Source organism: Alteraurantiacibacter palmitatis, from assembly GCF_037154115.1.
Lineage (GTDB): Bacteria > Pseudomonadota > Alphaproteobacteria > Sphingomonadales > Sphingomonadaceae > Alteraurantiacibacter > Alteraurantiacibacter palmitatis.
This window is the reverse complement of record NZ_JBANRO010000003.1, coordinates 177,783-190,769: the sequence shown is the minus strand read 5'-3', so window position 1 is coordinate 190,769 and position 12,987 is coordinate 177,783. Positions and strand designations below refer to the sequence as shown.

Below are 12,987 nucleotides of genomic sequence, written 5' to 3'. Positions count from 1 at the left end.
CACAGGGCGCCGGTTTTTTCCCTGCCTTTATCCCCAAGGAATCCGTCCGTGCCGGCAGGAATTGCGAGTGAATCCTTGCCCCTTGGGGTGCCCCGGTTAAGACTGAGCGTGAAGTTTCCGGCGCCTGCGGGCGATTCCGGCCCGTTCGTGTCACGAATGGGCATCAAGAGGGGTTTGTAAACGCGATGAAGGCCACCATCGAACGCGCGAAGCTGCTGCGCTGCCTGTCCCATGTCCAGTCGGTCGTGGAACGGCGCAACACGATCCCGATCCTGTCGAATGTGCTGATCGAGGCATCGGGCGACGGTCTGGTGAAGATCATGGCGACCGACCTTGATCTGCAAGTTGTTGAAAGCCTTGATGCGGCCAGCGTGGACAGCGCGGGCGCGATCACCGTTTCAGCCCACCTGCTGTTCGACATTGCGCGCAAGCTGCCCGATGGCAGTCAGGTGAGCCTCGAAACGGCGGATAACCGCATGGTGGTGAAAGCCGGGCGCACCCGCTACCAATTGCCCACTTTGCCGCGCGACGATTTCCCGGTGATCGTGGAAGGCGACCTTCCCACCCGCTTCACGATCCCTGCCGCAACGCTGGCCGAACTGATCGACCGCACTAAATTTGCCATTTCGACCGAGGAAACCCGCTATTATCTCAACGGCATTTTCCTCCATGTGGCGGAAGACGGGATGGGCGGCCCGGTTCTGAAGGCCGCCGCCACCGATGGGCACCGCCTCGCGCGGTTCACGATTCCCCGGCCCGAAGGTGCGGAGGGGATGCCCGACGTGATTGTGCCGCGCAAAGCGGTGAACGAAATCCGCAAGCTGCTGGAGGAATCCCTCGACAGCGCGGTTCAGATCGACCTCTCACCCTCGAAAATCCGCTTCACGCTGGGCGGGGCGGGCGGCGTGGTGCTGACCAGCAAGCTGATCGACGGCACGTTCCCGGATTACAGCCGCGTGATCCCCACCGCAAACGACAAGCTGCTCAAGCTCGATCCCAAGAGCTTCTTTGCCGGCGTTGACCGCGTGGCCACCATTGCCACCGAAAAGACCCGCGCGGTGAAAATGGCGTTGGAAGCCGACAAGGTGACGCTCTCGGTCACCAGCCCGGATAACGGCAATGCGGCGGAGGAACTGGCCGCCGATTACCGCAGCGAACCGATGGAAATCGGCTTCAACGCCGGATACCTCAAGGACATCCTCCAGCAGATCGACAGCGACACGGTGGAACTGCATTTGGCCGATGCCGGCGCGCCCACGCTGATCCGCAAGGACGAAAAGAGCCCGGCGCTCTATGTCCTCATGCCGATGCGCGTCTGATGCGCCGCGTGCTCGCCCTCGCGGCTCTTGTGCTGCCCCTGATGACTGTTACGGCCTCTCCCGTGTTCGCGCAGGCCCGCGAGCAGGAGCGCGTGACGATCACGGCAGAAGATGCGCGGCAATGCGCCATCTGGGCCTCGTTCCTCAGCACCGAATTGGCTGACGATCAGGAGACGGCGCAGGCGCTGCTGTTTGCGGTCAACTATTTCGTCGGCGTCTACGAAGGCAAGACGGGCCGCAGCATCGCCATTGGCGACAACATGGCGGCGGGCAACGCCTTGGCTGCCGACATGGAAGGTGTGACCCAGCGGTGCGCCGATCACATGACCGGCTATGGTGAGCGCATGGTCGCCTGGGGCGCGGTGCTTGAAAGATTGAGTGCGCAGGGCTCCAGCCGTTAGGTTCTGGCCCTGATCATCGCTTCGACATCAACGAACTTTTCGCGCGGGGCGCCTTCGCGTGCGGCCTTCTTCTCGGCTTCCTCGATCTTCTTCCAGTCGCGGAAGGTGACGATGTCGATCGCGCGATCTTTTGCAAAGGCATCAAAGCCTTCGCGGCCCTGCTTTCCGCCATGTCCTAATTGGCCAGCGGTCATGTCCTCGGCGATCTTTTCAACTACGCCATAGCCATCGGGCCGGTTTGTGCCGATCGTGCCCGAGGGCCCGCGCCGGGCCCAGCCCACACAATAGAGACCGGGAAGGATGCGCCCTTCATCATTGGCAAAGCGGCCCTCGCGTTCCTCGAACGGCACGCCGGGAATGGGCACACTGCGGTATCCGATGCACGAGACGACAAGATCGGCGGCCAGCGTGCCACGCCTCCCGGTCGGCACGGCCTTGCCTTTGACCACCTCCGTTTCCTCGATCACCACTCCGGTGACGTGGCCATCCTCGCCCAATAACTCAACGGGTTGTGCGCAGAACGCAAATTCGATGGCCACGGGCTTTTCGGCGCGGATATCTTCGGGGATTGCGGCAAACTGGCGCAGCACGGCAACGCTCTTGCGCAGGCCCGGCTCTAGGATCGCATCCTCGGCTTCGGGCGGCAGGTCGCCGCGCTGTACATGCGGGGCGGCGCGTTCAAGCTGGCCCAGTTCGCCCAGCTCCTTGGGCGTCATCATGATCTGGTGCGGCCCGCGCCGGCCCAGCAGCACAATCCGTTCGATGCGCGAGGCGCGCAGCGCGCCCAGCGCGTGCGCCACGATATCGCTGCCGGCAAACTCAGCTTCGGTCTTGGCGAGGATGCGCGCAACATCAAGCGCGACATTGCCCATGCCGATCACCACCGCGGTCCTGCCCGACAGGTCGGGATCGAGCGATGCGAATTGCGGGTGGCCGTTATACCAGCCGACAAAGGCCGCACTGCCAAAAACGTTAACCAAATCTGAGCCGGGAATATCCAGCGGGCGGTCTTTCGGTGCGCCGGTCGCCAGCACAACCGCATCATACAGGCCCTGCAATTCGGCCACGGAAATGTCGCGCCCCACGGTCACATTGCCGACAAAGCGGACATTGTCGGTCAGCGCGACCTGTTCATACCGGCGCGCCACGCCCTTGATGGATTGGTGATCGGGTGCAACGCCGGTGCGGATGAGGCCATAAGGCACGGGCAGGCAATCGAAAATATCGACGCGCACATCTTCGCCAAATGCCTTTTGCGCCGCTTCGGCGGTGTAATATCCGGCCGGGCCTGAACCGATGATCGCGATATGCCGCATGGCCATGTGCCTGCTCTCTTTCCCGCCTGAAGGCGCCAGCGGATAGTAGAGCAGAACGTGCGCCGCTCAAGCCAAGATGCAGCGGCGTGGAAAGTCGTCGAAAAGCGGGCAGAAGTTAACCGATTTTCAAGCGCGCAGCGGGCATTCCATTGCCATGAGCGGGCCATCATCCCACCGACGCCTGGAAGGCGCGCCTTTGCGCGCCCCGGATGGCGTGCCCGCCGCGCGGGTGCCGGCTCAGACGCCAACGCCCGGCATACAGGGCGCGCCGAATGAACGCCGCAACGGTGCGCGCCGCCAGCCCGCTCCCGATCGCGCCTTTGCGCCGCTGGACGAGCCCGAGCCCGTGGAAACGCCCTCTGCCGGTTATGGCTGGGCGATGATCGTGGTGATGGGCGCATCGGTGGCAACCGCGATCCTGTTCACATTGAGTTGGCCCGGCGCGATGGGATCGGCGGCGCTGCTGGCCGCGCTGGGGCTGGTCGCGCTGTCGGCCCGGCTGCACGGTATTTTGGGGCTATCGGACAACATCCGCAGCAAGGAATTGCTGGGGCGCAGCGCGAGTTTTGCCCTTCCGGTGGTGCCATTGTTCCTGTTCGGACTTGGCATGGGCGGCTTTGTCGCGATTGCTGGGCTGGTTTGGGAAATTGCCGTTTGTGCCTTGGCGACGACCGGCGCCTTGGCGGCCGTCTATCTGCGGCGACAGCCAGCCCTTCTCATGGCGGGACAATGGCTGCTGTGGTTTGGTTTCTGCCTGTCCCACCTGACGCCGCAAGTGCTTGCAGGACTTGCTGCGGGTCTTGCCGTGGTGGCCTTTGCCGGGCGCGAGCAGGTGGCCATGCAAGAGCGCGAGGACCGTCGCCGCGCCGCGCAGGAACGGGCGCAAAACCGCGCGCGGGATATTCTCTCCGATTACGAGGAAGGCGGGCAGGGCTGGTTCTGGGAAACCGACCGCCGTGCGCAGATCACCTATGTATCCGATGCCGTGGCGCGCATTCTGGGCACCAAGGCCGGCGACCTAATCGGCCGCCCGTTGGTCGCCTTGTTCAATCTCGCCAATTCGAATGAAGCGAGCGAGCGGACGCTGATGTTCCACCTTTCCACCCGTTCGGCGTTCAAGGAACTGGCGGTGCGCGCGGCGGTGGACGGCGACGAGCGTTGGTGGTCGATCAGCGGACGCCCGATCTATGACAGCTTCAACAATTTCATCGGCTTTCGCGGCGCGGGCACCGACCTCACTGAACGCAAGCGCAGCCAGGAGGAGGTGTCGCGCCTTGCCAATTTCGATTCGCTCACCGGGCTGGCCAACCGTTTCCGCATCTCGCTGGTGCTGGAAAAGTTCCTGACCTCGCCGCACGAAGCGGGCCGCGCCTGCGCCATCTTCCTGCTCGATCTCGACCGGTTCAAGCACGTGAACGATACGATGGGCCACCCGGCGGGCGATGCGCTGCTGAAGCAGGTGGCGCAGCGGCTGGAACGCACAATCGGCAAGATGGGGCAGGTGGGCCGCCTGGGCGGAGACGAGTTCAAGGTGGTCATCCCCGGCCGTCACGAAACCCAGATGCTTGCCGATCTGGCGCGCGAGGTGATCAATTCGCTCTCGCAGCCCTATGCGATTGAGGGGCAGCGCGTGATCATTGGGGCCTCGATCGGCGTGGCGATCGCCCCGCAGGATGGCGAAAAGGCCGACGATCTGGTGCGCAATGCCGATCTGGCGCTGTATGCTGCCAAGGATGGCGGGCGCGGGCGCTATCACTTCTATTCCAACGACCTGCACGCCGAGGCGGAGGCGCGGGCGCAATTGGAGGAAGACCTGCGCGATGCCATCACCAAAGGCGATATGGAGCTGTTCTATCAGCCGGTGGTGTCGATGGAGAACGAGCAGATTACCGGCTTTGAAGCGCTGTTGCGCTGGCAGCATCCGGTCAAGGGATGGATCCCGCCTGATCGCTTCATCGGCACGGCGGAGGATGCCGGGCTGATAACCCAACTGGGCGAATGGGCGCTGCGTACCGCTTGCATGGATCTGGCCTGTATGCCGCCGGAAGTGCGCGTGGCGGTGAATGTGTCGCCGCTGCAATTCTCCAGCCCACAACTTCCCGCCGTGGTCACGCAGGCGATTGCGCGTGCCGGGATCCGGCCCGATCAGCTGGAACTGGAAATCACCGAAAGCGTGTTCCTGTCCGATGATGAGGGCACCGAGGCAATGTTCAAGGCGCTCAAACGCATCGGTGTGCGTCTGGCGCTCGATGATTTTGGCACCGGCTATTCCTCGCTCGGCTATCTGAAGAAGGCGCCGTTCGACAAGATCAAGATCGACCAGAGCTTTGTGCACGGCGCCACGCAGCCGGGTAGCCGCAATGGTGCGATCATTGCCTCGATTACCAGTCTCGCCAAGGCGCTGGGCATGGAAACCACCGCCGAAGGCGTGGAGACGATGGACGAGCTGGAACTGGTGCGTCGCCACGGGTGCAGCCATGTGCAGGGCTATATCTACGAGCGCCCGCTGACCAAGGAAGCGACACTTGCGCGCCTGAAACAGGGCTTGCAGGCCGAGGCGAAGGGGCCGCGATCCGCGCGCGCGCCGCGCCAGACCATGCTGCGCAAGGTGGTGCTGGAGCATGGCAAGAACCGCTATGACGGCACCATCCGCAATATCTCCACCACAGGCGCAATGATCGAAGGTGTGTGGCACGTGCCGGTGGGCACGATCTTCCGCTTGCAGATTTCGCAGACATTCTTTGTAAGCTGCACCGTGCGCTGGGCCAAGGATGACCGGATCGGCGTGGAGTTTGCCAATCCGCTCCAGCGGGACGGGTCGGGACAGTTGCTGGCGATGCAGGGCGCCGCGCCTGCGCGGCAGGCGGGCATCCCGAATGCTTCGCCGCCTGGCTCTGCGGCTTTGCCACCCGAGCCTGATTATCCCTTGCGCTATCCCGCGCAGGCGGGGCGTCGCGGTTAGCGGCGACCGTGCGAATTGGCAGCACGCCTGGCTCTGGCCTTTGAACCCTGCTGACAGCGGCCCTGATGCCCGCTAGAGGGCAGCCCCATGTCCACTGACCTTTCCCTGATCCGCAATTTCTCGATCATCGCGCATATCGACCACGGCAAGTCGACGCTGGCCGACCGGCTGATCCAGTTCACCGGCGGCCTGACTGCGCGCGAGATGAGCGAGCAGGTGCTCGACAACATGGATATCGAGCGCGAACGCGGCATCACCATCAAGGCGCAGACGGTGCGCCTGAATTACACGGCCAAGGACGGCAAGACCTACGAGCTCAACCTCATGGACACGCCGGGCCATGTCGACTTCGCCTATGAAGTCAGCCGCAGCCTGGCCGCCTGCGAAGGCGCGCTGCTGGTGGTGGACGCAGCGCAGGGCGTGGAAGCGCAGACGCTCGCCAATGTCTATCAGTCGATCGAGCATGACCACGAGATCGTGCCGGTCATCAACAAGATCGACCTGCCCGCCGCCGAACCCGAAAAGGTGAAGGCCGAGATCGAGGACATTATCGGCCTCGATGCGTCCAACGCGGTGCTGACCAGCGCCAAATCGGGCATCGGGATCGAGGATGTGCTGGAAGCCGTCGTCGCCCGTATCCCTGCGCCCAAGGGCGACCGCGACGCGCCGCTCCGGGGAATGCTGGTGGACAGCTGGTACGATCCCTATCTGGGCGTGGTCATTCTGGTGCGCGTGCTCGACGGCGTCATCAGGAAGGGGCTGAACGTCAAGTTCATGCAGGGCGGCACCGAACATCTGGTCGACCGTGTAGGCTGTTTCACCCCCAAGCGCACCGATTTGCCCGAAATCGGCCCCGGCGAAATCGGCTTCATCACCGCGCAGATCAAGGAGGTGGAGCAGGCCCGCGTGGGCGACACCATCACCACGGTCAAGAACGGCGCGACAGAGGCGCTTCCCGGCTACAAGGAAGTGCAGCCGGTGGTGTTCTGCGGGCTGTTTCCGGTGGACGCGGCCGATTTTGAGAAACTGCGCGAAAGCATCGCCAAGCTGCGGTTGAACGATGCCAGCTTCAGCTATGAAATGGAATCGAGCGCGGCCCTGGGCTTTGGCTTCCGCTGCGGTTTCCTTGGCCTGCTGCATCTGGAAATCATCCAGGAACGCCTCAGCCGCGAATATGATCTCGATCTGATTACCACTGCGCCATCCGTGGTTTACCGCATCCAGTTGTCCGCCAGCCGCACCGATGACGCGCGCGAAATATATCTGCATAATCCGGCCGACTATCCCGACCCCAACCGGATCGAGGTGATCGAGGAGCCATGGATCAAGGCGACGATTTATACGCCGGACGAATATCTCGGATCTATTCTCAAGCTGTGCCAGGATCGGCGCGGTATCCAGACCGACCTCACCTATGTCGGCGGGCGCGCACAGGTGACTTACGAATTGCCGCTGAACGAAGTGGTGTTCGATTTCTACGACCGGCTTAAATCGATAAGCCGCGGCTATGCCAGCTTCGATTACGAGCAGATTGGCCTGCGCGAAGGCGATCTGGTCAAGATGAATATCCTCGTCAATAACGAACCGGTCGACGCTCTTTCGATGATCGTGCACCGCAATGTGGCCGAAGAACGCGGGCGCGGTATGTGCGAGCGATTGAAGGATCTGATCCCGCGCCATCTGTTCAAGATTCCGATTCAGGCGGCGATTGGGGGCAAGGTGATCGCACGTGAAACGATTGCGGCGCTGCGCAAGGATGTGACTGCCAAATGCTATGGCGGCGACATCACGCGCAAGAAGAAGCTGCTGGAAAAGCAGAAGAAGGGCAAGGCGCGGATGCGCGAATACGGCAATGTCAGCATCCCGCAGGAAGCCTTCATTGCCGCCCTGCGCATGGGTGAGGAATAGCGGAGCCGCGCCAGGTCAGTTCCCGGCATTCTCCATGCTTGTTTCAATCTGGTTGAAGCTGCTGTCGACCTGGTTGCCCAAAGTCACAAAGGCACCCACGGCAAGGACCGCCAGCAGCGCCGCGATTAGAGCATATTCCACGGCCGTTGCGCCGCCTTCGTGTGCGTGAAGGCGGCCGGCCTGTGCGATCAGGCGGCGTATCGTCATCGGCAAATCCCCAAGTCTTATGCCGAAGGTTGTGCCATCCGATCGTTCCCGCGGCGCTAGTGCGGGGTTAGGTATTGCCGCCTAAGCCCGCTCGGCCCTCACGGCTTCACCGCGCTGACCAGCGAGTAATATCCGCCCCCGGTGCGCTCGGCCGTCACGTGGGTGAAGCCGGCGCTTTCCAAAATGTCGCGGAACTCAGCCAGCGAATATTGCTTTCCCAGCGTGCCGATGAGCATCAGCAGGCTGAATGCGGCGGCGGGGAAGGGGCCGGTACCCTCGTCATCCATCAGGATTTCGTTGAGGAAAATGCGCCCACCGCTGGGCAGCGCCTCGAAACTGCGGCGGGCGAGCAGGCGACAGGTTTCGTCCGACCAGTCGTGAAACACATTGGAGAAGAAGTGCCCGTCGGCCTCGCGCGGCCATTCTTCGGTGAACATATTCACGCCGGCGGTGCGCACCTGATCGCCCAGGCCGGCGCGGTTGACATAGCCTTGCGCCTCCGCCGCCATCTCGGCAAGGTCCATCAAGATCACCGGCAGGCCCGGATTGGCGCGGGCAATCTCGATGCCGTAAACGCCCGATCCGCAGCCCACATCCATCAGGCATTTGAGGGTTGAGAACACCGGCTGCGCCGCCGCGCCCAGCGCCGGCGCCTGGCTGTGCGCGTGCATGAAGGCGGCAATGCCATGCGCGGCCTCCGCGCTCATCGTGCCGCGTTCCCATTCGGCGGGACGGGCAACAAACGCGCTGTCGCCCTCCATTGCCTCGCCCGGACGGCGGCCCGTGCGCAGCGATTCGAGCAGCTGGCCCTGCAAATGCGTATTGCGGTCGATCTGGCGGTAGAAATAGCCCCAATAGCCTTCGCCATCGGGGTGCAACCAGGTGCGCGCCAGATGCGTCGCGCGCCAATGGCCCAGCCGCTTTTCGGCAAGCCCCATCGCGCACAGCGCGGCCAGATGCATTGCCAGCGCGCGTGCATCCACGCCAAGATGCGCTGCCAGATCCTCGCACGTGCGCGGCCCTTCGGCCAGTGCGGCAAAAGTGCCGACTTCCACATTCACATTGACGATCGGCAGGCGGAACTGGCTGAGCCATATGTCCCAGATGGCGCAGTCGTCCGATGTCGGCGGCAAGGCGTTGGTGTATGCGGCGCTCATGCGCTCTCTCCCCGTGTTTCTCCCGCTCTCAGGTGTAGCGGGCGCGCTTGCCTCTTGCCAGTGGGCCGTGGCACAATTCTAACGAGCGATAGAGTCGCAGCGGGACAGGCGGCCACAGGGTAAGCGGGAGAAGGTGATGGCAACGCGGGTGAAGGGCGATATCGAGGACGGCGCGCGCCAGGTGCGCGCCACGCTGCGCTATGTCGATGAGGGCGATTTTGTAACGCGCCGCTATGTCAGTCAGGGGCGCGAGATCAACACCGGCACCTATTCCGATCACGCGGTAATCGTGCGGGACGGAATGCCGATCCGCGATCATTTCACGCTCGACACCCACGGCTTCATGATCGCAAAAGTGCCGAGCCACGTGCGCGATTTTCATGACAAGGCCGATGTTGATGCGCTCTATGAGCGCGAGGTGGAAGAGGCAGTCCTGGCTCTGACGGGCGCGGACAAATGCGTAGCGCGCGGGTGGATGCTGCGCACCAGCGCCGACCTGTCGCAGCACGCGGCGCAGAAGGTGGAAAATTACCAGCACAGCGGCGGCATTCAGCCCACTGCCGGCGAAGTCCATGTCGATATCAACGGCCCTACAGCGCGGCGCATGGCGGAGATGACCTATCGCCAGCATTTTCCTGATGGGCCGGGTTACAAGCGGTTCCTGATTTCCAGCTTCTGGCGCACCTTCTCGCCCCCGCCGCAGGATGTGCCGCTGGCGCTGTGCGACGGGCGCACCAGCTTTGGCGGGGAGGAGAAATCGAACACGCTGTTCATCGTGGACGAGTTTCCGGTGGGCGATGCGCTGATCGCTCCGGTGGAAGGGGAGGAACGGAAGCTGGCCGCCACCATCTTCAGCTATCACCCCGGCCACCGCTGGTGGTATTTTCAGGGAATGGAGGCAGACGATGCCCTGCTGTTCAAGTTTCACGACAGCGACCATTCGGTGACATGGCGCTGCCCGCACACAGCCTTTCACGACACCAGCCTGAACGGCGGCGCGAATGGCAGGGGCAATATCCGCGAAAGCATTGAATGCCGCAGCGTGGCATTCTGGGAATGAGAGCGGCAGTCAGCAAAGCGGTCGAAAAGCGCCCTCATTCAGCCGACTTCACTTGGCGTTCACCTGTGTGCTGGTTATAGGCACAGGCCATGAAGATCGCGAAGAACTCTGTCGTGTCGCCCAAGGCGGCGTTGATTGGCCTTGTGGCTGCCTCTGTCCTGGCGCTGCCCGGCTGCGCCTCGATGGGGGGGCGGGGCGGCGGAGGCACCGAAACCGCCTATGTCGCGCGCGACGTCGAAACGCTCTACAACGCGGCCAAGGAACGGCTTGACCGCGGCGATACCGCGATTGCCGCTGCGCTGTTTGACGAGGTGGAGCGTCAGCACCCCTATTCGCCTTGGGCGCGCCGGGCGCAATTGATGAGTGCCTTTGCCTATTATTCGCGCAAGCAATACAACCAGTCCATCCAGTCCGCTTCGCGCTTTCTGTCGATCCACCCCGGCAACCGCGACGCGCCCTATGCCTATTACCTCATCGCCATGTGCTATTACGAGCAGATCAGCGATGTGGAACGCGATCAGGCGATTACGCTTCAGGCCCAGCGCGCGCTCAATGAAGTCATCCGCCGTTATCCGACCAGCCAATATGCTGCCGATGCCCGGCTCAAGCTCGATCTGGTGAATGACCATCTGGCGGGCAAGGAAATGGAAATCGGCCGCGCTTATGAGCGTTCGGGCCATTGGCTGGCGGCGCAATTGCGGTTCCGCCGCGTGATCGACAATTACCAGACCACCAGCCACGCGCCCGAAGCGCTCTATCGCCTGACCGAAACCAGCCTGGCGCTGGGTATCCCGGAAGAAGCGCAGCGTTATGCCGCCGTGCTGGGGGCGAATTATCCCGGCAATGACTGGTATGCGCGCGCCTATGCGCTGATTGAGCGGCACGGCCCCGCCGTTGGGCTACCGGCGGTCGCTGCTGCCCGCTGATCCACGGGCTTTGCGCGGGGAGTGATTGCGATTCGGCGGGCGGCACCGTAAGCCTGTGCGCCTGCCATGCTGACCACTCTTGCGATCCGGAACATCGTGCTGATCGAAGCGCTGGACCTGTCTTTCGGGCCAGGCCTTGGCGTGCTGACGGGTGAGACGGGGGCAGGCAAATCCATCCTGCTCGACGCGCTGGGGCTGGTCTTGGGCAACCGGGCGGACAGCGCTCTGGTGCGGGCCGGGGCCGATGCCGCCGGCGTTACCGCCACTTTTGAATTTGCCACTTTGCCCGATACGGTCGCCGCTGCTCTTGCGGAGGCGGAAATTGCGCTTGAGCCGGGGGAAGCGCTGGTCATCCGCCGTAGCCTCAAGGCCGATGGCGGCAGCAAGGCCTTTATCAACGATCAGCCTGTTGGCGTGGCGCTGCTGCGCGAGATTGCACCCGCTCTGGTCGAACTGCATGGACAGCACGATGATCGCGGCCTTGTGAATCCGCGCGGGCACCGCAGCCTGCTCGATCGCTATGCGGGGGGCGATGCGGCCGGCGTTGCCGCAGCCTATGCCGGTTGGCGCGCGGCAGAGGATGCGTTGGAACAGGCGCGCGCGGCCATTGCATCTGCCAGGACGGAGCAGGATCTGCTGCTGGCGCATCTGGCCGAACTCACCGCCATTGCGCCGGAAGAGGGGGAGGAGCAGGTGCTCGCCCTGTCGCGTGCCGATATGCAGAAGGGCGAGAAGCTTTCGGGCGAACTGGAGGATCTGCGCGCCTTCTGGGACGGGTCGGACAGCGCACTGGCGCAATTGCGCGTGGCCGCCCGCAAGCTCGACCGGATTGCCGACCAGCACCCGCTCTTGGCCGAAGCGCTCGCCGCGTTGGACCGTGCCGTGATCGAGGCGGGGGAAGCGGAGGAGAGACTGGCTGCCGCGGCCGAGGCGATGCTGTTCGATCCCGCTGAACTTGACCGGATCGAAACGCGGCTGTTCGAACTGCGCGCACTGGCCCGCAAGCATGGCTGCCAGGTCGATGATCTGCCGCAGGTCATGCTGAAAATGCGCGCTTCGCTGGACGCGATCGAACATGGCGAGGCGGATATTGCCGCCTTGACGCAGAAGGTTGCGCAGGCGCGCGCCGCTTATGAAGAACAGGCGCGCCGCTTGCACGAATTGCGCGCGGCAGCAGCGGCGCGACTGGATGCGGCGGTAGCGGCGGAACTTGCCCCTCTGAAACTGGATGCCGCGCGCTTCCGCACGGCAGTCGCTTTGCTGGAGGAGGAGCGCTGGGGCGCGCATGGCATGGACGGGGTGGAGTTTCTCATCTCCACCAATCCCGGTGCGGACTTTGCGCCATTGGGCAAGATTGCAAGCGGCGGGGAATTGTCGCGTTTCATCCTCGCGCTGAAAGTGGCCCTGGCCGAACAGGGCGGGGCGGCCACGATCATCTTTGACGAGATTGACCGGGGCGTTGGCGGGGCGGTTGCCAGCGCGATTGGCGAAAGGCTGGCGCGGCTGGCTGCGGGCGGGCAATTGCTGGCGGTGACGCACAGCCCGCAAGTCGCCGCGCGCGGCAACCGGCATTACCTGATCGCCAAATCGTCCGAAGGCACCGTCACGCGCACATCTGTCGCGCTGCTCGATGCGGGCGGGCGGCAGGAGGAGATCGCGCGGATGCTGTCGGGCGCGGAAATCACCGCAGAGGCTCGCGCGCAGGCCGATCGCCTGCTGGAAGGAGTGTGA

The 12,987-nt window shown here is 63.5% G+C and carries 10 protein-coding genes; 7 read left to right on the top strand and 3 right to left on the bottom strand.

The genetic code is table 11. The features are described 5' to 3' along the window. Positions 1–185 precede the first annotated feature (185 nt). A complete protein-coding gene (dnaN, locus tag WFP44_RS04745) occupies positions 186–1,319 on the top strand; it encodes a DNA polymerase III subunit beta (protein WP_336925236.1) in 1,134 nt (377 codons plus the stop codon). Beyond that, positions 1,319–1,720: a hypothetical protein gene (locus tag WFP44_RS04740; RefSeq protein WP_336925235.1), complete on the top strand. Its 402-nt coding sequence runs from the start codon at positions 1,319–1,321 to the stop codon at positions 1,718–1,720. Before dnaN ends, WFP44_RS04740 begins: the two co-directional genes overlap by 1 nt. Here the strand turns inward: WFP44_RS04740 and WFP44_RS04735 are convergent. After that, the gene (locus tag WFP44_RS04735; RefSeq protein ID WP_336925345.1) at positions 1,717–3,036 is read right to left on the bottom strand and encodes an FAD-dependent oxidoreductase; all 1,320 of its coding nucleotides are present in this window, start codon (positions 3,034–3,036) and stop codon (positions 1,717–1,719) included. The two genes, WFP44_RS04740 and WFP44_RS04735, sit on opposite strands and share 4 nt — an antisense overlap. 154 nt (positions 3,037–3,190) lie before the next feature. On the opposite strand from WFP44_RS04735, the gene WFP44_RS04730 reads away from it, so the two are divergent. After that, positions 3,191–5,998 (top strand): EAL domain-containing protein, encoded by a 2,808-nt coding sequence (locus WFP44_RS04730; RefSeq protein ID WP_336925234.1) that lies wholly within the window; start codon positions 3,191–3,193, stop codon positions 5,996–5,998. An 87-nt stretch (positions 5,999–6,085) separates the two neighbouring features. Beyond that, complete coding sequence (gene lepA, locus WFP44_RS04725; protein WP_336925233.1) at positions 6,086–7,906, top strand: translation elongation factor 4; 1,821 nt, start codon at positions 6,086–6,088, stop codon at positions 7,904–7,906. Between the two features lie 15 nt (positions 7,907–7,921). Here the strand turns inward: lepA and WFP44_RS04720 are convergent, their stop codons facing one another. Then, positions 7,922–8,113, bottom strand: a complete 192-nt coding sequence (locus tag WFP44_RS04720) for a Flp family type IVb pilin (protein WP_336925232.1) — start codon at positions 8,111–8,113, stop codon at positions 7,922–7,924. A 98-nt stretch (positions 8,114–8,211) separates the two neighbouring features. Further along, on the bottom strand, positions 8,212–9,270 hold the full coding sequence (locus WFP44_RS04715) for a methyltransferase (protein ID WP_336925231.1): 1,059 nt from the start codon (positions 9,268–9,270) through the stop codon (positions 8,212–8,214). Between the two features lie 136 nt (positions 9,271–9,406). On the opposite strand from WFP44_RS04715, the gene WFP44_RS04710 reads away from it, so the two are divergent. The 3 genes from WFP44_RS04710 (at position 9,407) to recN (ending at position 12,987) form a co-directional block, all read left to right on the top strand. Beyond that, positions 9,407–10,330: a CmcJ/NvfI family oxidoreductase gene (locus WFP44_RS04710; RefSeq protein ID WP_336925230.1), complete on the top strand. Its 924-nt coding sequence runs from the start codon at positions 9,407–9,409 to the stop codon at positions 10,328–10,330. A gap of 89 nt (positions 10,331–10,419) precedes the next feature. Then, positions 10,420–11,256: an outer membrane protein assembly factor BamD gene (locus WFP44_RS04705; RefSeq protein ID WP_336925229.1), complete on the top strand. Its 837-nt coding sequence runs from the start codon at positions 10,420–10,422 to the stop codon at positions 11,254–11,256. Between the two features lie 66 nt (positions 11,257–11,322). After that, complete coding sequence (gene recN, locus WFP44_RS04700; protein WP_336925228.1) at positions 11,323–12,987, top strand: DNA repair protein RecN; 1,665 nt, start codon at positions 11,323–11,325, stop codon at positions 12,985–12,987.